Annotated in this window: 18 protein-coding genes and 2 pseudogenes; 9 read left to right on the top strand and 11 right to left on the bottom strand. The window is 65.2% G+C overall.

Translation table 11 applies throughout. From position 1 onward, the window contains the following. The first annotated feature begins 229 nt into the window (after positions 1-229). Positions 230-2,038 carry an ABC transporter ATP-binding protein/permease gene (locus ACJA3S_RS09145; protein WP_406821580.1) on the top strand — a complete coding sequence of 603 codons (1,809 nt, stop codon included), beginning with the start codon at positions 230-232 and terminating at the stop codon, positions 2,036-2,038. A gap of 43 nt (positions 2,039-2,081) precedes the next feature. On the opposite strand, the gene ACJA3S_RS09150 is transcribed toward ACJA3S_RS09145, so the two are convergent. Then, entirely contained in the window at positions 2,082-3,284 is a 1,203-nt protein-coding gene (locus ACJA3S_RS09150) for an MFS transporter (RefSeq protein ID WP_406821581.1), read from the bottom strand. A 180-nt stretch (positions 3,285-3,464) separates the two neighbouring features. On the opposite strand from ACJA3S_RS09150, the gene ACJA3S_RS09155 reads away from it, so the two are divergent. Continuing rightward, entirely contained in the window at positions 3,465-4,004 is a 540-nt protein-coding gene (locus ACJA3S_RS09155; protein ID WP_406821582.1) for a histidine phosphatase family protein, read from the top strand. A 3-nt stretch (positions 4,005-4,007) separates the two neighbouring features. On the opposite strand, the gene ACJA3S_RS09160 is transcribed toward ACJA3S_RS09155, so the two are convergent. Next, the gene (locus ACJA3S_RS09160) at positions 4,008-4,793 is read right to left on the bottom strand and encodes a sulfite exporter TauE/SafE family protein (RefSeq protein ID WP_186690296.1); all 786 of its coding nucleotides are present in this window, start codon (positions 4,791-4,793) and stop codon (positions 4,008-4,010) included. Positions 4,794-4,955: 162 nt separating this feature from the next. Then, positions 4,956-5,549: a helix-turn-helix domain-containing protein gene (locus ACJA3S_RS09165; protein WP_406821583.1), complete on the bottom strand. Its 594-nt coding sequence runs from the start codon at positions 5,547-5,549 to the stop codon at positions 4,956-4,958. A 112-nt stretch (positions 5,550-5,661) separates the two neighbouring features. On the opposite strand from ACJA3S_RS09165, the gene ACJA3S_RS09170 reads away from it, so the two are divergent. The 3 genes from ACJA3S_RS09170 to ACJA3S_RS09180 all read left to right on the top strand — a co-directional run bounded on the left by ACJA3S_RS09170 (position 5,662) and on the right by ACJA3S_RS09180 (position 8,424). Next, positions 5,662-6,798, top strand: a complete 1,137-nt coding sequence (locus tag ACJA3S_RS09170; protein ID WP_406821584.1) for an NAD(P)/FAD-dependent oxidoreductase — start codon at positions 5,662-5,664, stop codon at positions 6,796-6,798. 12 nt (positions 6,799-6,810) lie between these two features. Continuing rightward, on the top strand, positions 6,811-7,188 hold the full coding sequence (locus ACJA3S_RS09175) for a RidA family protein (protein ID WP_406821585.1): 378 nt from the start codon (positions 6,811-6,813) through the stop codon (positions 7,186-7,188). Between the two features lie 171 nt (positions 7,189-7,359). Then, a complete protein-coding gene (locus tag ACJA3S_RS09180) occupies positions 7,360-8,424 on the top strand; it encodes a hypothetical protein (protein WP_406821586.1) in 1,065 nt (354 codons plus the stop codon). A 142-nt stretch (positions 8,425-8,566) separates the two neighbouring features. On the opposite strand, the gene ACJA3S_RS09185 is transcribed toward ACJA3S_RS09180, so the two are convergent. The 3 genes and pseudogenes from ACJA3S_RS09185 to ACJA3S_RS09195 form a co-directional block, all read right to left on the bottom strand. Next, a complete protein-coding gene (locus tag ACJA3S_RS09185; protein ID WP_372241569.1) occupies positions 8,567-9,307 on the bottom strand; it encodes a methyl-accepting chemotaxis protein in 741 nt (246 codons plus the stop codon). A gap of 162 nt (positions 9,308-9,469) precedes the next feature. After that, a pseudogene (gene mcpA / locus ACJA3S_RS09190) lies at positions 9,470-10,498 on the bottom strand (methyl-accepting chemotaxis protein McpA); the annotation flags it as partial. Between the two features lie 97 nt (positions 10,499-10,595). Continuing rightward, complete coding sequence (locus ACJA3S_RS09195) at positions 10,596-11,474, bottom strand: LysR family transcriptional regulator (RefSeq protein ID WP_406821587.1); 879 nt, start codon at positions 11,472-11,474, stop codon at positions 10,596-10,598. A gap of 103 nt (positions 11,475-11,577) precedes the next feature. On the opposite strand from ACJA3S_RS09195, the gene ACJA3S_RS09200 reads away from it, so the two are divergent. Continuing rightward, positions 11,578-12,006, top strand: a complete 429-nt coding sequence (locus ACJA3S_RS09200) for a PACE efflux transporter (protein WP_406821588.1) — start codon at positions 11,578-11,580, stop codon at positions 12,004-12,006. A 27-nt stretch (positions 12,007-12,033) separates the two neighbouring features. On the opposite strand, the gene ACJA3S_RS09205 is transcribed toward ACJA3S_RS09200, so the two are convergent. From ACJA3S_RS09205 to ACJA3S_RS09220, 4 genes are all read right to left on the bottom strand, one after another. Then, positions 12,034-13,095: a hypothetical protein gene (locus ACJA3S_RS09205; RefSeq protein WP_406821589.1), complete on the bottom strand. Its 1,062-nt coding sequence runs from the start codon at positions 13,093-13,095 to the stop codon at positions 12,034-12,036. A 177-nt stretch (positions 13,096-13,272) separates the two neighbouring features. Beyond that, entirely contained in the window at positions 13,273-13,941 is a 669-nt protein-coding gene (locus ACJA3S_RS09210; protein WP_186690281.1) for a GntR family transcriptional regulator, read from the bottom strand. Positions 13,942-13,956: 15 nt separating this feature from the next. Continuing rightward, positions 13,957-14,661, bottom strand: coding sequence for a FadR/GntR family transcriptional regulator (locus ACJA3S_RS09215; protein WP_170029192.1), 705 nt, complete (start codon positions 14,659-14,661; stop codon positions 13,957-13,959). A gap of 44 nt (positions 14,662-14,705) precedes the next feature. Next, positions 14,706-16,016 (bottom strand): C4-dicarboxylate transporter DctA, encoded by a 1,311-nt coding sequence (locus tag ACJA3S_RS09220; protein WP_406821590.1) that lies wholly within the window; start codon positions 16,014-16,016, stop codon positions 14,706-14,708. A gap of 455 nt (positions 16,017-16,471) precedes the next feature. Here ACJA3S_RS09220 and ACJA3S_RS09225 point away from each other — a divergent pair. From ACJA3S_RS09225 to ACJA3S_RS09235, 3 genes and pseudogenes are all read left to right on the top strand, one after another. Beyond that, a pseudogene (locus ACJA3S_RS09225) lies at positions 16,472-16,753 on the top strand (PAS domain-containing protein); the annotation flags it as partial. A 159-nt stretch (positions 16,754-16,912) separates the two neighbouring features. Continuing rightward, a complete protein-coding gene (locus ACJA3S_RS09230) occupies positions 16,913-18,037 on the top strand; it encodes a methyl-accepting chemotaxis protein (RefSeq protein WP_406822225.1) in 1,125 nt (374 codons plus the stop codon). Positions 18,038-18,050: 13 nt separating this feature from the next. Beyond that, the gene (locus ACJA3S_RS09235) at positions 18,051-19,739 is read left to right on the top strand and encodes a putative bifunctional diguanylate cyclase/phosphodiesterase (protein ID WP_406821591.1); all 1,689 of its coding nucleotides are present in this window, start codon (positions 18,051-18,053) and stop codon (positions 19,737-19,739) included. Positions 19,740-19,827: 88 nt separating this feature from the next. Here the strand turns inward: ACJA3S_RS09235 and ACJA3S_RS09240 are convergent, their stop codons facing one another. Further along, positions 19,828-21,582, bottom strand: a complete 1,755-nt coding sequence (locus tag ACJA3S_RS09240) for a sigma-54-dependent Fis family transcriptional regulator (RefSeq protein ID WP_406821592.1) — start codon at positions 21,580-21,582, stop codon at positions 19,828-19,830. Positions 21,583-21,734 lie beyond the last annotated feature (152 nt).

The raw sequence follows: 21,734 nt of genomic DNA on the forward strand, positions 1-21,734 counted from the left end.
CACCCTGCACCCCCAATCGACCTGGCAAACCGCGTCGCCTGTTTCGCGGCTGAAGCCGCTCCTGCACCGATCGCGACGCAAGACTACTCCTACAGCGCTGGACAACACTCGCGTACCCACACCAAGCACGCACAGCGCTCAACCGCAATCATGAAAAGTGCGTCATTTTGGTCTGATGAATCCGCGCACAATGTTACGCTCGCGGAAACACTCAGCACGGAAACCCACCATGGAAATGAACTGGCACCAGGCCCTGCAAGAGAGCCTGAGCTGGCTGGCAATCGCCTCGTTCACCACCCTTGTCTGCTTTGCTGCAGCCGCCACACTGGCCGTGCGCTTCACGCGCTGGGGCAGCCAGTTCTGGCAGCTTGCCGGGCCCTATTTCAATTTCAGGCGCAGCTGGCGGCCGCTGCTGGTGTTCGCACTGCTCCTCGTGCTGACGCTATTCTCGGTGCGCCTGAACGTGCTGTTCTCGTTCTGGTACAACGGCTTCTACAGCGCCTTGCAGGGCCTTGACCAAGCGGCCTTCTGGTACCTGCTCGGCGTCTTCGCTGTGTTGGCCACCATCCATGTGCTGCGCTCGCTGTTCAACTTTTATGTAAGCCAGGCGTTCAGCATCAAATGGCGGGTGTGGCTGACCGAGCGTCTGACCCACGACTGGATGCAGGGCGATGCCTACTACCGCGGCCAGTTCCTCGCTGAGCCAGTAGACAACCCCGACCAGCGTATCGAGCTGGACGTCAACGCCTTCGTCAGCAACTCGGTGACCCTGGCACTGGGCGCGGTCAGCGCGCTGGTGTCGCTGGTGGCTTTCACCGGGATTCTCTGGGGGCTGTCCGCCCCGCTGGCGGTCGCCGGCATGGAGATCCCCCGGGCAATGGTGTTTGCCGTGTACCTGTATGTCATCGTCGCCACCTGGATTGCCTTCCGCCTCGGCCGCCCACTGATTCGCCTGAACTTCCTCAACGAGAAGCTCACCGCGAACTTCCGTTATGCATTGATGCGCTTGCGCGAAAATGCCGAGAACATCGCCTTCTATCAGGGCGCGCAGGTCGAGCGACGCACATTGCTGGGCCGCTTTGGCGCCTTGATCCTGAATGCCTGGGCGCTGGTTTACCGAAACCTCAAGTTCAGTGGTTTCAACCTGGGGGTCAGCCAGGTGGCGGTGGTCTTCCCGTTCATTCTCCAGGCCCCGCGCTTCTTCAGCGGTGCGATCAAGCTGGGCGATGTCATGCAGACCTCCCAGGCCTTTGGCCAGGTGCAGGATTCACTGTCGTTCTTCCGCGAATCGTATGATGCGTTCGCCCAGTACCGGGCGACCCTTGACCGTCTTACCGGCTTCCTCGATGCCAACGCGCAGGCAAGCGCCTTGCCGCGTGTCACCACCCAGGACCAGGCACAGGCCCTGGAGATTGCCGGCCTGCAGGTGCTGCGCCCGGACGGGCATACCCTTATCGCCGACCTGGAGCTTGACCTGCGTGCCGGCCAGGCGCTGCTGATCAAGGGCCCGTCGGGTAGCGGCAAGACCACGCTGCTGCGTGCCCTGGCCGGCCTGTGGCCGTATGCCGAAGGCGCGGTCAGGCGGCCGCTGGGCCATCAGGCCCTGTTCCTGTCGCAGCGCCCGTACCTGCCGCTGGGCGATCTGCGCACCGTCATCGCCTACCCGGAGGCTGGCAACCCGGAAGACGCACCACGGATGCAGCAGGTGTTGCGCCAGGTCAACCTTGCCCACCTGGCCGAGCGGTTGGAGATCAATTGTGACTGGTCACACATTCTGTCGGTCGGGGAACAGCAGCGCCTGGCGTTTGCGCGGGTCCTGTTCAACCGGCCCCAAGTGGTGTTCCTCGACGAGTCCACTTCGGCAATGGACGAAGGGCTCGAGCATGCCTTGTACGCGCTGTTGCGTACGGAAATGCCCAGCACCTTGCTGGTCAGTGTCGGGCATCGAAGCACGTTGGCGGGGTTCCATACCCATCGCCTGGAAGTGGACGGGCAGGGTGGTTGGTCGTTACTGGAGCAGCACCCGGCGCTGGTGTAGGGCCTTTCAGCGCGCATAGCCATGATCTGGCCGCCTGCTGGGCTCAGCGTAACAACGCCACGCCCAGCAGGGTGGCGCTGGCAAAGCCCGCGCCGGCCAGGAAGGTTGCCTGGAACCCGGCACCGTCCCATAGCAGCCCGGCCACCACGCTGGCCGCCAGCAGCGCCACCCCGGTCAGCAGGTTGAACAGCCCGAAGGCTGTACCGCGCAGGTCGGCCGGGGCGCTGTCGGCAATCATCGCGGCAAAGATGCCTTGGCTGAAACCCAGGTGCAGGCCCCAGGCGGCAACTCCCAGGGCCAGCCCGCTCCAGCCGGGCAGCAGGGCCAGCAGCAGGTCGGCGGCGATCAGCAGGCCCAGCCCCATCATCAATACGGCACGCCGGCCCATGTGGTCCGACAGGGCCCCGGCGGGATAGGCCGAAAGCGAGTAGGCCAGCGCCATCAGTACCAGCACCGCCGGTGCCCACAGCGGCGCCAGGCCCATGTCCTGTGCGCGCAACAGCAGGAACGCCTCGCTGAAGCGGGCGAGGGTGAACAGCGTGGCCAGGCCGATCAGCCGCCAATAGGCCGGCCCCAGGCGAACCAGTGCATGCAGTGTCAGCGGTGAACGCAGCGGCCTGGGGGTGGCCGGCGTTTCAGGCTCGTGGACGTAGGCGATGAGGATGTACACCGCCGCGAACGCCGGGAGCACCGCCACCCAGAACACGGTCTGGAAATGGCTCGCCGTCATCCACATCAATGCGATGGCGAGCAATGGCCCCAGGAAGGCACCCACCGTGTCGAGCGCCTGGCGCAGGCCGAAGGCCGCACCGCGCAGTTCCGCCGGGGTGACATCAGCCACCAGCGCATCCCGCGGCGCCCCGCGAATCCCTTTGCCCACGCGGTCGACAAAGCGCGCCGCGACCAGCCACCCCAAACCCGCAGCCAAGGGAAACACCGGCTTGGTCAGCGCCCCCAGTCCATAGCCCAGCACTGTCAGCAGCTTGCGTTTGCCCAGGCGGTCGCTCAGGGCTCCAGAAAACACTTTGGTGATCGCGGCGGTCGCCTCGGCGATGCCCTCGATAACGCCCACGGCGACCACCGAAGTGCCGAGCACCGTGACCATGTACAACGGCAGCAGGGCGTGGATCATCTCCGAAGAAATATCCATGAACATCGAAACGAAGCCCAGCGCCCAGACGCTACGGGGGATTTTCAGCAGGTGTTTGCCGGCGCCCCGGGGGCGGCTTGGTTGGTGGCTATGCATGGTGGGCTCTGCAGGGTCGCTACGCTCCCAACTGTAGGAGGCGGCGGGCAGGATGCAAATTGCGATTGGCGCACACGACGTGCTGCACGCCACACCGGTGGTTGCCGGCCACGATTGTTGCGGCAAGAATTGTCTCGGCATGCTAAACCATGCGCCCCTGCCACCAACGAGAGATGCCCGGTGAAAGCCGTCCGCCTGACCCTGATCTGCCATGCCCTGACCCAGGCCCAGAAGAGCGGGCGTCTCCACCACACCGACGACGCTATCCTGCCGTTGGTTGCACCGCCTTTCGCTGACCTTAGCGGGGTGTCGGTGCTGACCGCGCCAGAGCGGCGAGCGTACCAAACCGCGGCATTGTTGCCAGGGGCGGTAGAGGTCGAGCCAGCGCTGGCCGATTGCAACCTGGGGCGTTGGCGCGGGTTGCCGTTGAAGCAGTTGCAGGCCGAGCAACCGCAGGCTCTGGCCGAATGGCTGCAGGATCCGGCCAGTGATGTGCACGGTGGCGAGTCGTTTGTCGCGCTTTGCCAGCGCATGGCCGCCTGGCTGGCGGCCTTCGACAGGCCAGGTGAATGGATGGCAATCACCCACCCGATGAACATGCGCGCAGTGCTGGTGCAGGTGCTCGGCTGCCCGCCGGGTGCTGGCCAGCGGATCGATGTGTTACCGCTGTCGCGCCTGGACCTGAGCTTTACCGGGCAGTGGCGCCTGCGCCTGGGATGAGGCTCAGAACGCCAGCTTGTAGCCGATCAGCAGCAGCATCGCCGCCAGGCACGGGCGCAGCACGCGGTCGGAAATCCGCCCGGTGAGATGACTGCCCAGGTAGATGCCCGGCAGCGAGCCCAGCAGCAGGTAACCCAGCAGCGACCAGTCCATGTTGCCCATGCCCGCATGGCCCAGGCCCGCCACCAGGGTCAGTGGCACGGCGTGGGCGATTTCGGTACCGACCAGGCGGCGGGTGACCAGGAACGGGTACAGCAGGAACAGCGCCACGGTACCCAGTGCACCGGCACCGATGGAGGTGAGGGTAACCATCACCCCCAGCACCACGCCGGTGAGTACGGTGAGGATGTTCAGGCTGCGGTCGCTGAGGTGATAGTGGTCGCCGGCATGACGGCTGGCGAAGGCTTGCAGGCGCGATTTGAACAGGATGGCCAACGCGGTGAGGATCAGCACCACCGCCAGGCCTTGCTTGATGATCGCGTTGAGCGCCGAAGTGTCGGTATGCAAGGTACTGAGGAACCACAACGTCAGCGCCGCTGCGGGCACGCTGCCGAGGCTCAGCAGGCCGGTGATCTTCCAGTCGACGTTGTGGTTACGCGCATGCACCCAGACGCCACTGGCCTTGGTGACGGCGGCATACAGCAGGTCGGTACCGACCGCCGTTGCCGGGCTGATGCCAAACCACAACAGGATCGGGGTCATCAGCGAGCCGCCGCCGACGCCGGTCATGCCGACGATGAAACCCACGATCAGGCCCGCAATGGTGAAACCGAAAGAACCTACATCCATACGCTACTCGACCGCCCAACTTTTGCCCGTTATCGGATGCAGCCAGCATATAGATTTTTTTATAGCCAAATAGACTTGTTCGTTATTAGGTTATAACCGCGGTTGGCCTCGCCCAGGCGGCCAGGGCAGTTTCAACAGGCCAGTCATGCGGACCAGGGCAACTCAGCGATCGGTCATCACCACCATCACATGCGCATCGCCGCCGTCGTCACTCTCCGACAGGTAGATGTGCCCGACCTGGCTGTCGAAATACGCAGTTTCCTGTGGCCCGATGCTCACCGCTTCGCCGGTTTCGAACTCGATGCGCACGCGCCCGCTCAGTACCACGGCGAACTCTTGCCCGGGGTGACGGATGAAATCGTCGAACTGCCCACGTTCGCGCGCAATGATGCGGGCATAGGCCGGCGTCATGCGGCGCTCGGGAAAGTCGCCAGCGATCGGGTGATAGTCATAGGTGCCGGTCGAATAGCCCGCCGCCGTCGGCAGCGAGTCGACCACTACGGTCACCGGTGCCGGAGCGGCGACCGTGCCACCGGCACGCAGCAGCAGGGCAATGTCGACATTCAGCGCGCGGGCGGCGGCGGCGAGTTTTTCGTAGCTCACCGAAACCTGGGCCAGTTCCATTTTCGACAAGGTGGACACAGGTACGCCACTGGCCTCGGACAATTGCTTGAGGGTCAGCTGGCGTGTCTTGCGCACCTGGCGCAGGCGCTGGCCGACAACGGCACGGTCCAGCAGGGGTAGGGCAGCGGGCATTCGGGTTCTCGGCATGCGTCGTTGGTCGGCTATCTTACCTTGCGCACTTGCACGCGGCTAAATTCTCATATATTAGAATTCTCATAAATGATAATTGCCGACCGGAGCGTGCATGAACCCTATCTACGACACCCTGATCATTGGCGCCGGTATCGCCGGAGCATCGCTGGGCTATCGCCTGGCGGGTCAGCAGAAGGTGCTGCTGCTCGAGCGTGAGGCGCAGCCTGGCTACCATTCCACCGGGCGTTCGGCAGCGATGTTCATGGAGGCTTACGGCACCCCGCAGATCCAGGCACTGACCCGCGCCAGCCGGGCCTTCTACGCAGCGCCACCGCCTGGCTTCTGCGAGCACCCATTGCTGGAGCCGCGTGGCTGCCTGTATGTGGCCAGCCTGGAACAGCGCGGGCTGCTCGAGCAGGCCCATGCGCAGAACCTGGCCAACGGCACCGAAGTCAGCCTGCTCGACCGCGATGCCGCCTTGGCCCTGGTGCCATGCCTGCGTGGCGAGACGCTGGCCGGTGCGGTGCTGGAGCCGGGGGCGATGGATCTGGACGTGCACGCCCTGCACCAGGGGTTCCTGCGCGGCTATCGCGGAGCCGGCGGGGCGTTGCGCTGCAACGCCGAGCTGATCCGGGCCTGCTACCAGGATGAGTTGTGGCAGGTTGAGCTGGGCGATGGCAGCTCGGTGCAGGCGCGCCAGCTGGTCAATGCCGCAGGTGCCTGGGCCGACCGCGTCGCCGAGCAGTGCGGCGTGGCGCGGATCGGCCTGCAACCGTGCCGGCGCAGCGCGTTCACCTTCCCCGGCCCGGCAGACCAGGACTTCGCCCGTTGGCCGGCGGTGATCGGCGTCGATGAAAGCTTCTACTTCAAGCCCGACGCCGGCCAACTGCTGGGCTCGCCAGCCAATGCCGACCCGGTCGAACCCCAGGACGCCGCGCCCGAAGAACTCGACGTGGCGTTGGGTATCTTCAACATCGAAAGCATGACCACCCTGGCGATCCGTCGGCCAAGCCACACCTGGGCCGGGCTGCGCTCGTTCGTCGCCGACGGTGACCTGGTGATCGGCTTCGATGTGCACGCGCCAGCGTTTTTCTGGCTGGCGGCACAAGGTGGCTATGGCATCCAGTCCGCTGCGGGCGCCTCGCGCCTGGCCGCCGACCTGCTGCTTGGCCAACCGCTGTGCGCCGAACTTGTCAGCCAGGGCGTGGCGCCCGAGCGCCTGTCCCCGGCCCGTTTCCAGCAACCCTGAAAGGAGCATCACATGAGTAATGACATCCAGCGTTTTCCCAGCAGCCTGCCATTCCCGTTTTCCCGTGCGGTGAAGGCTGGCGGCTTTCTGTTCCTCTCCGGTCAGGTGCCGATGAGCGCTGCCGGCGAAGTGGTGCGTGGTGACATCCAGACGCAGACCCGTGCGGCCTGTGAGCGTATCGGCGAAAGCCTGGCGGCCTGCGGCGCGCGTTTCGACCAGGTGGTCAAGGCCACGGTGTGGCTGTCGGACATGAGCCACTTCGCCGGATTCAACGAGGTCTACAAGGAATTTTTCGGCGCGGCGCTGCCAGTGCGTTCGACCGTGGCTTCGGCATTGGCGCTGGGGGTGGATGTGGAGATTGAAGTGCAGGCATTCGTCGGCGAGGGCTGACCTGGGGTGTAGGCGCGGCCTTGCGGCGCGATGGCGCGCGAAGCGGCCCCAGAATTCCAGCTTTGCAGCGCAAAGTGCCGGGGCTGCTCTGCAGCTGATCGCGACGCAAGCCCGCTGCTACAAGGCAATGCGCTGCCAGTGACACAACAACAATAAAATTCAGAGGTGCACATGCAAGAACAGCTGAAGATTGCCGGCGCGTTCGTTGGCGTGATCGTGGGGGCGGGGTTCGCCTCGGGGCGGGAACTGTTGTTGTTCTTCGTCGATTTCGGTGTCTGGGGTTTGCTTGGAGCACTGGTCAGTGCGGCCCTGTTCACGTTGCTCGGCATGGCCTTGGCAGGGCTGGGCCACCGCCAGCAGGCCACTTCGCACAAGGATGTGATCCAGGCCATCTGTGGCCGTCACCTGGGCCTGTTCGTCGACTGGCTGATCACCTTCTTCATGTTCGCCGTCACCGTGGTCATGCTGGCGGGTGGCGGCGCCTTGCTGGAGCAGCAGTTCGGCATCCCGGCACTGAGCGGCAGCATGCTGGTGACGCTGGTAGTGGTGGGCATCGTGTGCCTGGACGTGCGCAGGGTGATACTGGCAATCGGTGCCATCACGCCGCTGCTGATCCTGGTGGCGTCGGCGATTGCGCTGTATGCCGTGTTCACCCGGGAGCAAAGCTTTGCCCAGCTCGACCAGCTGGCCAGCCAGCAACAGGCCGGTGCTCGCCACTGGCTGCTGGGCGCATGCCTCTATGTGTCTTACAACGTGGTTGCCGGTGCGCCGATCCTGGCCATTCTGGGTGGCTCGGCCAAGGGCGAGAAAATCGCCATGTGGGGCGGCTTGCTCGGTGGTGCGGCATTGGGTGGCCTGATGCTGGTGATGAGTGCGGGGCTGTTGTCGCGCCTGGACAGCGTGGCCAACCTGCCGATGCCGATGCTGTCGATTGCCAGTGAAGTGTCGCCGCTGCTGGGGCTGGTGATGTGTCTGATCATCTTCGGCATGATCGTCAACACCGCTGTGGGTACGCTGTTTTCGTTCCTTTCGCGGCTGTTGCCGGCGGGCACGACGAAGTTCCGCTGGGCTTCGCTGGCGACCGGGTTGGTGGCGTTCGGCTGCAGCCTGGTGGGGTTCATCAGCCTGGTCGGCGAAGTGTATCCGCTGTTCGGCTATTTGGGCTTCGTGCTGATGGCGGCGGTGTTGCTGGCCTGGGTGCGGCGGGGCAGGGCTGTGAAAGCAGCGGTGGTGTAGGGCTGCTGGGCAGCCCTGTCGCCGGCCAGCCAGCCACCTCGGTTGCAGTGGCTGCAGGTCATTTGCAGTCACTGTGGGCGCTGGCTTGCCGGCGATAGGGGCGGTACGGGCGGCAGCAGCCCGTGCCGCCTGATCCGCCGGGTCAGATCCTGAAACTGCCCACCAACTGCTTCAGGCGCCCTGCCTGCTGGGCCAGTTGGTCGCAATGGCGCAGGGTTTCGTTGAGGTTTTCCACCCCTTGCTGGTTCAGCGCGTTGATCTGGGTGATGTCCAGGTTGAGGCTCTCGACCACGGCGGTCTGCTCCTCGGTAGCGGTCGCCACCGACTGGTTCATGCCATCGATCTCGCCAATGCGCTGGGTCACGCTGGCCAGGCGCTCGCCGGCCTGGTTGGCCACTTGCACGGTCTGCTCGCTGGAGACCTGGCTGGTGTTCATGGTGTGCACCGCTTCGCGCGAGCCGACCTGCAGGCTGGTGATCATGCGGTGGATCTCTTCCGCCGACTCCTGGGTGCGGTGCGCCAGGTTGCGCACCTCGTCGGCCACCACGGCAAAGCCACGCCCGGCTTCACCGGCGCGGGCCGCCTCGATGGCAGCGTTCAACGCCAGCAGGTTGGTCTGTTGCGAGATGCCCTTGATCACGTCGAGGATCTTGCCGATTTCGTCGGTGCTGGCATTGAGTGTTTCGATCTGCGCGCAGGATTCGCTGATGCGCTGCGACAGGGCGGTCATGGCGTTGATCGCTTCTTCGACCACTTCCCGGCCGCCATGGGCCTGCTCGCTGGCACCGCTGGCATGCTGCGAAGCATCGGCGGCATTGCGGGCGATTTCCTGGGTGGCGGCCCCCAGCTGGTTGATTGCCGCTGCCACGCTGTTGGTGCGCATGCTCTGCTCTTCAGAGCCGATGATCGAAGCGTTCGAGGCGTTGATCACTTTCTCCGACAAGTCGTGGACCAGGCGGGTGGCCGAGGACACTTCGCTGATCGAGGCGTGAATACGTTCGACGAAGCGGTTGAACGAGCTGGCCAGTTCGCCGAATTCGTCCTTGTTCTGTACAGCCAGGCGGCGGGTGAGGTCACCTTCGCCCTCGGCGATGTCGCGCATGGCGCGGCCCATGGTGGTCAGCGGGCGCATCAGCACCGGGATCAGCAAGCCGAGCAGGCCACCGATGGCGGCCACCGCGATCAGCATGGCGATGATCGCCGAAGTGCGGAACTGGCCGAGCGCGGCATAGGCCTTGTCCTTGTCGATCGACAGGCCGATGTACCACTGCGCCGAAGGCAGGCCGGTCACCGGGGCAAAGGAGATGATGCGGTCCTGGCCATTGAGGGTGACATCCTGCATGCCGGCGGCCACCCGCAGGTTGCTGCCAGGGTAGATGTCCTTGAGATTCTTCATCACCTGGTCTTTGTCCGGGCTGACGATCACCTGGCCATTGCTGTCGGCTAGGAAAGCGTGGCCGATGCCACCGAAATCGACCGAGTTGATGATCTCGACCAGGGTGTCGAGGGTGACGTCACCGCCGACCACACCCGTCAGCTCGCCATTGGCCTTGCTTTTCACCGGCGTGGCGATGGTGACCATCAGGCCGCCGACGGCGCCTTGGTACGGGGCGGTCAGGACGGTCTGCCCGGCGCTGGCTGCGGCGCCATACCACGGACGTTGGCGTGGGTCGTAACCGGCCGGCATCTGTGCGTTGGGGCGCTGGGTGAATGCACCGTTGGCCTGGCCCAGGTAGGTGAACAGGAAATTTCGCGTATAGGACGGCTGCTCGATCAGCCCGGCCAGGTTGTCACCGGCACCTTGCTCGGCAATGTCCTGGGCCAGGTTTTCCAGCACCAGGATGCGCCCGCTCATCCAGTTCTGCACGCTGCTGGCGGTCAGTGCACCGGACTGCTGTACCGAGGCCTCGATGTTCTGGCGGATGGTGTTGCGCTGCAGGTAGTCGTTGTAGAGCGTGAACAGGGCGAATGCCAGGACCACGACACCGCAGGCACTGAGCAGGATCTTGTGGCGAAATTTCAGGTTCATGTTTCGAGACCTTGGGCCATTGAGGGGAGGGCGCAGCGCGCTCATGACACACTGCGGAACCTATCGATAGGGATATCGGCTCACGGGGTAAAAGGTTGAAGCGCCTACAGAAATTTCTGACGGTGGTTTCGACAGACGGTAGTCACTGGCTACACAACTGCTCGATCAACAGGCGTGCGGCCTGCTGCAGGGGGTGTTGCTTGCGCCACAGGATGTGCACCGGCAACTGCAACTCGTTGCGCGTGTTGTGGAAATCCAGCCGTACCAGGCGCCCGCTGGCCAGCAATGGCGCTACCCGCGACAGCGGCAGGTCGCCCCAGCCCAGGCCGGCCTCGACCATCTGCAGGGCGAGGTCGAAGCTGTCGGTGGACCAGTGTGTGGCGCCGATCAGTGGTCGTGGGTCGGTCAGCGGCAAGTCGCGGCTGCGCACCAGGATCTGGCGCACCCGGGTCAGGTCTTCGAGGTAGTGGATGCGCCCGTCACGCAAGGCCGGGTGGGCAGGGGACAGGGTGGCCACCAGCGACTCCATGCCAATGTGTTGGAAGCCGCGGCGGGCATCGACCTGCAGCCCGGCAAAGGCCACGCAGAGGTCGGCACGGCCGCTGTCCAGCAACTGCACGGCTTCTTCCTGGGGGGCACTGAGCAGGGCAATGTCCAGCAGTGGGTAGCGTTCACCCAGGCAAGCGATGGCGGCCAGCACCGGGCGGTGGTCGATATCCGGTACCACGGCCAGGGTCAGGCTGCTTTCCAGCCCTTGGGACAGCTCCAGCGCGTGCACCTGGAGCAGCCCCAGTTGCTCGGCGATCAGCCGGGCGTGCGGCTCCAGGGCCAGGGCCCTTGGTGTCGGGCGGACCTCGCGCGGGCCGCGTTCGAACAAGGTGTAGCCCAGTTCGGCCTCGAGGTTGGCGATGGCCATGCTGACCGCCGACGGCACGCGCTGCAGCGCCCGCGCGGCGGCAGAAAACGAACCGCGGTCGAGCACGGCAAGAAACAGCTGGATGTTGTCGCTGGAAAAGTTCATGGCAGCACTCCTGTCAGCAGATCTGACAGCTGCTGACTTTTGCTGTCAAGCACGATGAAGCATCATCGCCCCCATCGCTTTCCAACAACATGAGGTAATTCGGGTGCAAGGACTCAGGCGCAAACTGGTCTACGTGACCTTCTATGAACTGATCGGGCTGTGCATGTCGACCCTCGGGCTGGCCTACCTGTCGGACACCGAGGCTACGCATACCGGGCCTCTGGCTCTGATGATCACCACCATCGCCATGCTCTGGAACCTGATCTACAACACCTTGTTCGAATGGTGGGAAAGCCGCCAGGTCACGCGCGGGCGCAGTGTGGCGCGACGGCTGGCACATGCCGTCGGCTTCCAGCTGACGCTGGTGGTCTACCTGATTCCGCTGATTGCCTGGTGGCTGGACATGACATTGCTGCAGGCATTGCTGGTGGACATGGCGTTCATTGTGCTGGTGCCGTGCTACACCTTTGCCTACAACTGGGCGTTCGACCGGATCTTCGGTTTGCCCAGGTCGGCGATGGCGCCAGCCTGATGTGGCTTGCGCCGGTACCGGCAGCCGCTAGGGCGACAGGGGTATGATCACCGGCTCCTGCTGCTGCTTCACTTGCTGTTCGACCGGCTGGTCGATCGGCTGCGGCGCACTGGCCAGCAGGCTGTCCTCGATTTGCCCCGACAGGTAGTACACGCCCGCCATGGCACCACTCTGGCGGTTCTCCATCAGCTCTTGCCATTCCTGGTTCAACGCCACGTTGAGGATGACCCGTAGCTGCTCGACCATCTGCGGGTGTTCCCGGTCATGGGTCATGATCCCGTAGCCGGCCGCGGCAATCGAGATCATCGCCCCAGCTACCTTGCCTACCGCCGACGCCACGGCACTGGCGATGCCGCGTGGGGCCAAGGTGGCGCCGAGTTTTTCGCTGGCCTGGGTTGCCACCGAGTTCAGCCCGACATCGGTCTTGCCAGGGCCTTTGCTGGCTTGCTGGTGCAAGTGCTGGCGCATGGCTTGCCAGGCCGGTTGCTCGGCCAGTGACTTGGCCCGCAGCAGTTGGTACAAGCTGGCATTGCGCGCATCCGGCGGCCCCAGGGCGATCGCGGGAATACGGTTGAGGCGCTGGCTGAACTGCTCGGGTGGGGCGTTGTAGCGGGCGATGATGGCCGGCAATTGCTGGCCGAGCAGTTGCAGGTACAGCTCGCAGGCACGGTCGCGGATGCCTTCGGGGTTGATCTGCTCTGCCACGGGTTCGATCACCCGTTCGTGGTATTGCTCCTGCAGGTACAGCGCCAGGCGCTTTTCTGCCGGCTCCCGTCCTTCGCCGCTGTCAAGCTTGTACCAGGCCACCTTGAGCGTCAGCCATTGCTGGGTCCAGTAGCCGGTGAACCACGGGATGAAGTCGCTTTCGGTGCGTTGCTGGACCTGCTCCTTCCACACCCGCATGGAGCGCCGCGCATAGTCGTTGGCCGAGCCGGCGGCACCGACCGAGGCGTCGATCAGTTCCTGGTCGATACGTTGCCAGGTGGCGGTGGTGAGTACCACCGGTGGCGGCGGGACAGGCGGGCGCTTGCCCGCGCAACCGGCGAGGGCCAGCAACAGGCACAGCATCAGGAAAACTCGAGCGCTCACGCAAACGCTTCCCTGGTAGAGGCTGGGGGTGATTCCTGGAGTATAGGGTGGGGGGCCAGGGGCTGCCGTGCAGCCCATCGCCGGCACGCCAGTGCCCACACGCTTGGCGGTCACTGCAAGCGCAGCGCAACAGCGGTAGGCGCTGGCTTGCCAGCGATGAGCCGCACAGCGGCCCGGTCATTCCAGGTCGAGTTTTTCTTCCAGGCGGTCGAGGTGCTGGTGCATCAGGGTCAAGGCCGCCTCGGCATCGCCCTGGGCCACGGCGTCGATGATCGCCGCGTGCTCTTGCCACGCGCAGTGGTCACAGCACGGCGACTCATAGCGGGCGATGATCAGCGAGGTCATCGGCACCAGGCCATTGAGAAACCGGGCCAGGGGCGCATTGGCGGCCACCTGCGCCAGTTTCAGGTGAAACTCCCCGCCCAGGCGGATCGCCGCGCAGCGCTCGCCGCTCTCATGATGCTGGCGCTCGCGCTCCACCAGTTGCCGCAGCTGGCGAATCTGCAGCGGTCGGGCGCGTTGGGCGGCCAGGGTGATCAACGTGGTTTCGGCCAGGCGCCGGGCACTCAGTACCTGGCGTGCCTGCTCCGGGTCGGGCGTGGCCAGGTGCGCAGTGTGGCTGGGGCGTTGCACGACCACCTGCTGGTCGGACAGGCGTCCGAGCACGCGGCGGATCACGGTACGGCTGACACCAAACGCATGCCCCAGCGCCTGCTCGGGCAAAAGGCTGCCAGGTGGCAGGCGCTGTTCGAGAATGGCGTCGAACAGGCGCGGGTAGATCTGCTCGGCCGACAGGCGGGTTTCGCCAGCCGCGAGCAGGGCCGGCAAGTGAGGGGCGGCGTTCATGGTCGCTCTCCTGGGTCATGGATGCGGGTGTTCGTCCGGAATGTTCAGGGCGATGCCCATGCGCAGGCCTTCGGCGAGGATGTGCTGGCGCATCTGGGCACTGGCCTGGGCGCTGTTGCGTTCGCGGATGGCACGCACCACTGCTTCGTTTTCCTGTAGCCGTGCAGCCAGGTGCTCGGGCGATTTGCGCAGCATGTCGGCGCTCTGCTTGAGGGCATTGCCGGTCTGCTGCACCACGCTCTGGAAGATCGGGTTGGTGGTCAGGGCGAACAGCGCTTCGTGGAAGGCAATGTAGGCGCTGACCCCGGCTTCGCTGTCTGCGGCTTCCAATGCTTCGCGCATGTCCATCAGGGTCAGGCGCAGCTGGCCGATGTCCTGGCTGTTGGCCGATTGCGCCACCAGGCCGACGATGAATGGTTCCAGGGTGTAGCGCAGCTCCAGCACGTCGGCCAGGCTGGCTGCGGCGCTGGTGTCCAGGGCGGGCTCCTGGGCGGCGGCCTCGGCGTCCAGCACCAGCACGCCCTTGCCCGGCAGCGAGCGCACCAGGCCCAGGGTTTCCAGCACGGTCACCGCTTCGCGCAGGCTGGGGCGGCTGATGCCCAGTTGTTCGGCCAGCTCGCGCTGGCCCGGCAGCATGTCGCCGCTGCGCCATTGGCCACGGGCGAGGGCCTGGCGCAGTTTTTCCACCACTGAGTTGACGACGGTCGATGAGCTGATCACGGTTTGCTCCTGGAAGGGCCGGCATCAGTGCCGGCCACGTTCGCTCAGAATTCCTGTTGATGATTGTTGGGCTGCTTGCGTGGCGTGGCTGCGAAGCCAGGTTTGCCGTCCAGCACGTTGTGCGCCCGCTCCAGGTCGATGTCCCTCTCCCAGCGGGCGATGGCCACGGTAGCCACGCAGTTGCCGATCAGGTTGGTCAGCGCCCGGCCGATGCCCATGAACCAATCCACCGCCAACACCAGCACCAGGCCGACCACCGGGATCGCCGGCACGGCGGTAAGCGTGGCAGCGAGGATCACCAGCGCCGAGCCTGGGATGCCGTGAGCGCCCTTGGAAGTCACCAGCGACACCAGCAGGATGGTCAGCAGGTCGGTCATGGCCAGTGGCGTGCCAGTGGCATTGGCGATGAACACGATGGCCAGGGTCAGGTAGATGGAAAAGCCATCGAGGTTGAACGAATAGCCGGTGGGGATCACCAGGCCAACGGTAGAGGTGCCGATGCCCAGGTGCTCGAGCTTGCGCATCACCTGTGGCAGCACGGCGTCGGAAGAGGCCGTGCCGAGGACGATGGTCAGTTCTTCGCGCAGGTACTTGATCAGCGGCAGCAGCCTCAGGCCCGACAGGCGCATGACCGTGCCCAGCACGATCAGCACGAAGCCGGCACAGGTCAGGTAGAACAGTGCCACCAGCCCGCCCAGGTGTTGCAGCGATTCCAGGCCGTACTTGCTGGTAGTGAAGGCGATGGCGCCGAACACGCCAAGCGGCGCCAGGCGCACGATCATGCCCATGATGCGGAAGATCACGTGGCTCAGTTCGTTGATCAGCCGCGAGATGCCGGCGGCCGAATCGCCGACCAGGTTCAGCGCGCTGCCGAACAGAACCGAGAACAGCAGCACCTGGAGGATGTTGTTGTCAGCAAAGGCCCCGATCACCGAGGTTGGGATCAGCTCCAGGAAGAACGCCGTGGCCCCGTGAATGTGCTGGCCGCGCTCGGCCAGGCTGCTGGCGTCGGCACTGGACAGCTGGTCCAGGTGGATATTGGCGCCGCTGCCGATACCGCTGCTGAAGGCGAACACCAGGCCGATCACCAGTGCCAGGGTGGTCAGCACCTCGAAGTAGATCACCGACTTCAGGCCGATGCGCCCGACCTTCTTCAGGTCGCCGGCGCCCGAGATGCCGCTGACTACCACACAGAACACGATCAGGCCGATGAGCATCTTGATCAGTTTGATGAAACCGTCGCCAAGCGGTTTCAGTTGCAACGACAGCTCGGGGAAGCTGAGGCCGCAGGCGATGCCGAGGGCAAGGCCAAGCACGACTTGAAGGAAGATCGAACGCGAGCACCATTTGAGCATGGGAGGGATCTCTGATCGGTGTCCTTGCTTCGGTAGCCGCACGGGGCGAAAGAGCGCAGGACTTAATTATTGTGGTCTTACCGGTTTGTTCAGCGCGAAGCCATAAAAGCGCGAAAAAACCCACATTGCAAGGATTTTTGGCCTTACCGGTCTGACCAGTTTGGGGCATTTCAGCTCGCCAGGCTCTAGTTCGGTGCATGCCGTACAGGGCACTTATGCGAGTCAGGCCCAGTTTCGCCGGGTACCTGGTACCGCTAGCAATCGGCTTGCCAGGCATCAGCCCGACTTCCATTTTTTCGATAACGCCATGATTCATAAGGTTTATTTGCTTTATGCGGCTGACCTCGTAGAATCCGCGCGCGACCGGGCAGTCACTAAGAGGCCGATTGTGTGGGTGTTATCCCGATAATCGTCCGCGAGCAGGCGTCTGGCGTTTAAATGAATGGAGTCTCATAGTGCGTCTCAATCTCCCGGTTACCCCGGTCGAGCAACGTTTTCCTTCTGATCAGCGGCTGATTTCCGCAACCGACACGGCCAGCCTGATCACCTACTGCAACCCTGAATTCGCTGCAATCAGCGGCTACAGCGAGGCCGAACTGATCGGCAGCCCGCACAACCTGGTGCGCCACCCGGACATGCCGCCGGCGGTGTACGAGCTGATGTGGCGCTACCTGAAGGCTGGCAAGAGCTGGATGGGCATCGTCAAGAACCGCTGCCGCAACGGCGATTACTACTGGGTCAACGCCTACGTCACGCCGATCCTCGAAGCCGGGCGGGTGGTGGGCTATGAGTCGGTACGGGTGTGCCCCACGCGTGAGCAGGTGGCCCGTGCCGAGGCCCTGTATGCACGCATGCGCAACGGCCAGGCGGTGCTGCCCTGGTCACGCCGCGCGAGCATGCTGGCGCGCGACCTGGGCGTACCGCTGGCTGGCGGGGGGCTGGCACTGGGGGCCAACCAGCTATGGCCAGGCCTGCTGGCGCAGGGGCTGACCCTGGGGCTGTTCCTGGCCTATGGCCTGTTGGCACGCAATGCCGTGGGGCGGCAGATGCAGCGCGTGGTACAGGGCGCCGACGGCACCTTCGCCGACCCGATCGCCGCCTTGACCTACAGCGACCTGCCCGGTGCTAGCGGCCAACTGCAACTGATGCTGATCAGCGAAGAGGCGCGGCTGAAGACCGCACTGACCCGGCTGAGTGACCTGGCGGCACAGATGGCCGTGGCTGCCCATGACGCCGGGGCGTTGTCACGCAGCACCGAAGCGGCGTTGCTGGAGCAGCGTGCGGAAACCGACCAGAGCGCCACTGCCATGAACCAGATGGCCGCTTCCATCGGTGAGGTGGCCAACCATGTGCAACTGACGGCTGCCGAAGCCCATACCGCACACCTGCTGGCCGAGCAGGGCAGCCAGGTGGCCGATGCCAGCGGTGCGGCGATTCGCACCCTGGCGGGTACCGTGACGCAGATCAACCAGGCGGTCACCCAGCTGGCTGGCCAGACCGGTGCCATCGCCGAGGCCACCGGCATGATCCGCGGCATCGCCGAGCAGACCAACCTGCTGGCGCTCAATGCCGCCATCGAGGCGGCCCGTGCCGGCGAGCAGGGCCGCGGCTTTGCCGTGGTCGCCGATGAAGTGCGGGCGCTGGCCGACAAGACCCGGCAGTCGACCCTGCACATCCAGGCTATTATCGATGCTTTGCGCAGTGGTGCCGAGCAGGCCGTGGCGATCGCCAGCCAGGGCATCGACGGTGCCGAGCAGGGCGTCGCCCAGGTGCAGGAAGCCCGCCAGGCGCTGCATGGCATCCGTGAAGCAGTGCAGCGCATCAGTGCCATGAGCCAGCAGATGGCCACGGCCTCGCAGCAGCAGTCGGCGGTGGCCGCAGAGGTCTCGAGGCAGATCAATGGCGTGGCCGGCATCGCCCAGCACAGCGCCCACAGCGCCAACGCCGCCGCCTCGCGCGGCGCCGAACTGGAAGAGGTGTGCGCCGGATTGCGTGCCCTTGTGGAGCGTTTCAACCGTTAAGGCAGGATGCTTTATGGATGACAACTATCGCGCGGCCGTGGACGCGGCCGCGATCTTTTCCGAAACCGACCTGCAAGGGAACATCACCTACGTCAACCAGCAGTTCTGCACCATCTCGGGTTACAGCCGCGAGGAACTGCTCGGTGCCAACCACCGCATCCTCAATTCCGGCCTGCACGAGCCGGCGTTCTTCGTCGGCATGTGGCGGGCCCTGGCCGCCGGCCGGGTATGGAAAGGCGAGATCTGCAACCGCGCCAAGGATGGCACGTTGTACTGGGTCGACAGCACCATGGTGCCGCTGGTCGATCCGCTCAACGGGCAGGTACGCAAGTACGTGTCGATCCGCTTCGATGTCACCGAGAAGCGCCAGTTGCTGCATACCCTGCAATGGCGGGTCGGCCACGATGTGCTCACCGGCTTGCCCAACCGCGCCTACCTGTCCGACCTGCTGAACCAGGCCTTGGCCTGTTCGCGCCGTGAAGGCATTGCGCTGGCGGTGTGCATGCTCGACCTGGATGGCTTCAAGGCGGTCAACGACGGCTACGGCCATGCCATGGGTGACCTGTTGCTGGTTGAAGTGGCGCAGCGCCTGAAGCACATCCTGCGCGAGGGTGATGCCGTGGCCCGGCTGTCGGGCGACGAATTCGTGCTGATCCTGCGGGATGTCGACGAAGGTCGCCAGTTGCATGCCGCGCTGCGCCGTGTGCTGCAGGCATTGGCGGCGCCGTATGTGGTACGCGATCAGCGCCTGTCGCTCAGCGCCAGTATCGGCGTCACCCTGTACCCGCAGGACGACGAGGACGCCGACACCCTGGTGCGCCATGCCGACCAGGCCATGTACGTGGCCAAGCAGCGTGGGCGCAACCGCTACCACCTGTTCGACGTGACCCAGGAGCAGGAACTCAAGGCCACCCACCAGACCGTGGCGCGGGTGCGCCGGGCCCTGCACAACGACGAGCTGTGCCTGTATTACCAACCCAAGGTCAACCTGCGCAGCGGCCAGGTGCTGGGCTTCGAAGGGTTGCTGCGCTGGCAGCGGCCGGGCCGAGGGTTGGTGCCGCCTGGCGACTTCCTGCCCTGGGTCGAACAGACCGACCTGATCGTCGAGATTGGCGAATGGGTGCTCGACAAGGCACTGAGCCAATTGCAGGCCTGGCAGCGCGAAGGGCGGCCCTGGTCGTTGAGCGTGAATATCGCGGCGCGGCATTTGCAGCGCAGTGACTTCGCCGAGCGCCTGCGCCAGTTGCTGAGCGAATACCCGGAGGTGGACCCGGCACGCTTGGACCTGGAAATCGTCGAATCGGTGGCCATCGACAACCTGCAACACGTCAGCCGCTGCCTCGACGCTTGCCGCGCGCTGGGCGTGCGCTTTTCCCTGGATGACTTCGGCACGGGCTACTCGTCGCTGAGTTACCTGAAGCGTTTGCCGACCCAGACGATCAAGATCGACCAGTCGTTCGTGCGCGACATCCTGCATGACCAGGACGACCTCGCACTGACCCGGGCGGTGATCGGCCTGGCGCGAGCATTTGGCCGCGAGGTGATTGCCGAAGGGCTGGAGAGCGTCGAGCACGGCCGGGTGCTGATGGGCCTGGGCTGTGAACTGGCCCAGGGGTATTGCATTGCCCGGCCGATGCCGGCCAGTGAGGTACAACGCTGGGCCCAGGCCTACCGGCAGCCGAAGCAGTGGCGCGACCCTTGACAGGCCAGCCGGCCATGAGCCAGGCCTGGGCCCGCTCGGAATCGGGCGGGGCGCTGGATGGCTGCGGCGAAGCCAGCGTTCGCGGCCGCTAGCGCTGGCGCAACCGCTTGTACAGGGTGGTACGGCTGATCCCCAGTGCGCGGGCCACCGCGGACAGGTTGCCGTTGGCTTGCTGCATCAGCGTTGCCAGGTCTGCCGCTTCGGGCGCCTGGGGCACAGGCTCCTGCGCCTCGGCGAGAAAGCCCGCAGGCAGGTGTTCCAGGCCGACCGGGCCGTTGCCGGCCAAGGCCAGCGCCACCTGCAGCACACTCACCAGTTCACGCATGTTGCCTGGCCAAGGGTGCTGATCGAACAGCTCGACAATCGCTGCCGGCAGCCGCGCAGGCTGCCCGGGTTCGCGGTAGCGAGCGTGCACCTGCTCGATCAGCTGGCGCCGGTCGCTGCGTTCGCGCAACGGCGGCAACAGCACTGCCAGCCCGGCGATGCGGTAGTACAGGTCCTGGCGAAAGCGCCCGGCACGCACCTCTTCGGCCAGGTCACGATTGCTCGCCGACACCACGCGAATGTCCACCGCTACCGGCTCGCCGCTGCCCAGCGGCTGGATGCTGCGTGACTGCAGGACGCGCAGCAGGCGGGCCTGGGTCGGCAGCGGCATGTCGCCGATTTCATCGAGGAACAGGATGCCGTGGTCGGCCTTGCGGATCAGCCCCGGGTTGCCCTTGTGGTGGGCACCGGTGAACGCGCCTTTGTCGTAGCCGAACAGCTCCGACTCCACCAGCTCGGCGGGGATTGCCGCGCAGTTGACCGCGACCAGCGGCTGGCCGGCGCGGCTGCTGGCGCGGTGCAAGGTGTCGACGAACACTTCCTTGCCGACGCCGGTTTCCCCCTGCACCAGCACCGGGATGTCCTTCTCCAGCAGCAGGCTGGCCTGCGCCAGGGCCTTGTCCAGGCGCGGGTCGGTGCTGCTGCTGTTGCTGGCTGTGCGGCAAGTGGCCTCGCGCGCCGGCTGCCATTGGCAATGGAAGCGATTGCGCCCGGTGGCCTGCAAGGCGAAGGGCTGTTGCCGGGGGTGGCTGAACAGCTGCTGCAGCGGCAACTGGAACAGCTGCTCGATATTCTGCCGCAGCGGGTTGCCGCCGAGCAGGCTGTCGGCCCGGTGATTGGCCGCCAGCACCTGGCCCTGTTCATCGAACACCAGCAGGCCGGCCCAGGGGCTGTCCAGGTTGTCGGAAGCGCTGTTGAACATCAGCTGGGCATGCCGCTCGCCATGTTCGGCAAGGATCAGGCGGTTTTCCAGGCTCTGGCTCATCATGCGCACCAGCCCCAGCGTCTGGCTGGCCGGCAGGTAGCCATCGCTGGCCACGTCGAGCACCCCGACCAGTTGCCGCGCCGCGTCGAACAGTGGCGCGGCGGCGCTGGACATGTAGCGGTTCTGCCGCAGGAAGTGCTCGTCCTGGCCGACGTGAATCGCCTCGGCGCAGACCAGCGCGGTGCCCAGGGCATTGGTGCCGACGCCGCGCTCGTGCCAGTGGGCGCCGGCGCTGAAGCCGTGCTGCTGGCGCGGTTCGATGAAGCGCCGCGAGCCCCAGCTGTCAAGCACGCAGCCGCTGGCATCGGCCAGCATCACCAGGTAGCTGGCATTGCCCAGCAGGTGCGCATAATGCGGCAGTACCGCCTCGCGGGTCAGGCGCAGCAGGGCCTGGCGCCGCTCCAGCAGGGCGCTCAGTTCGGCGCGGGTCAGGCAGTCGAAGTCCGGGGCGTGCTGGGGTTGCAGGCCGTGGTCGCGGCAGCGGGTCCAGGAGGCCTGGATCAGTTGGGCATGGGTCGAAGCGGAAGCGGCCATGGGCCTGTCCTGTGTGATTGTTGTATGGAACCGACCGCTGTTCAGTGTTGTTCACAGTTGTTCAATGTCAAACCTGCGAGTGTTCAGTTGTTCAGCGCTTGTGTTCATTTGTGAACCCGCGCCTTGACCGGGCTGCCGGGCAGGGCGCGGGC

Source organism: Pseudomonas sp. KnCO4 (assembly GCF_045344305.1).
GTDB lineage: Bacteria > Pseudomonadota > Gammaproteobacteria > Pseudomonadales > Pseudomonadaceae > Aquipseudomonas > Aquipseudomonas anuradhapurensis.

What these genes read in the sequence shown, in the direction of transcription:
- ACJA3S_RS09145 (WP_406821580.1), top strand. Translation starts at nt 230, where the DNA reads ATGGAAATGAACTGGCACCAGGCCCTGCAAGAGAGCCTGAGCTGGCTG.
- ACJA3S_RS09150 (WP_406821581.1), bottom strand. Translation starts at nt 3,284, where the DNA reads ATGCATAGCCACCAACCAAGCCGCCCCCGGGGCGCCGGCAAACACCTG.
- ACJA3S_RS09160 (WP_186690296.1), bottom strand. Translation starts at nt 4,793, where the DNA reads ATGGATGTAGGTTCTTTCGGTTTCACCATTGCGGGCCTGATCGTGGGT.
- ACJA3S_RS09165 (WP_406821583.1), bottom strand. Translation starts at nt 5,549, where the DNA reads ATGCCCGCTGCCCTACCCCTGCTGGACCGTGCCGTTGTCGGCCAGCGC.
- ACJA3S_RS09170 (WP_406821584.1), top strand. Translation starts at nt 5,662, where the DNA reads ATGAACCCTATCTACGACACCCTGATCATTGGCGCCGGTATCGCCGGA.
- ACJA3S_RS09175 (WP_406821585.1), top strand. Translation starts at nt 6,811, where the DNA reads ATGAGTAATGACATCCAGCGTTTTCCCAGCAGCCTGCCATTCCCGTTT.
- ACJA3S_RS09180 (WP_406821586.1), top strand. Translation starts at nt 7,360, where the DNA reads ATGCAAGAACAGCTGAAGATTGCCGGCGCGTTCGTTGGCGTGATCGTG.
- ACJA3S_RS09185 (WP_372241569.1), bottom strand. Translation starts at nt 9,307, where the DNA reads ATGCGCACCAACAGCGTGGCAGCGGCAATCAACCAGCTGGGGGCCGCC.
- ACJA3S_RS09195 (WP_406821587.1), bottom strand. Translation starts at nt 11,474, where the DNA reads ATGAACTTTTCCAGCGACAACATCCAGCTGTTTCTTGCCGTGCTCGAC.
- ACJA3S_RS09210 (WP_186690281.1), bottom strand. Translation starts at nt 13,941, where the DNA reads ATGAACGCCGCCCCTCACTTGCCGGCCCTGCTCGCGGCTGGCGAAACC.
- ACJA3S_RS09220 (WP_406821590.1), bottom strand. Translation starts at nt 16,016, where the DNA reads ATGCTCAAATGGTGCTCGCGTTCGATCTTCCTTCAAGTCGTGCTTGGC.
- ACJA3S_RS09230 (WP_406822225.1), top strand. Translation starts at nt 16,913, where the DNA reads ATGCTGGCGCGCGACCTGGGCGTACCGCTGGCTGGCGGGGGGCTGGCA.
- ACJA3S_RS09235 (WP_406821591.1), top strand. Translation starts at nt 18,051, where the DNA reads ATGGATGACAACTATCGCGCGGCCGTGGACGCGGCCGCGATCTTTTCC.
- ACJA3S_RS09240 (WP_406821592.1), bottom strand. Translation starts at nt 21,582, where the DNA reads ATGGCCGCTTCCGCTTCGACCCATGCCCAACTGATCCAGGCCTCCTGG.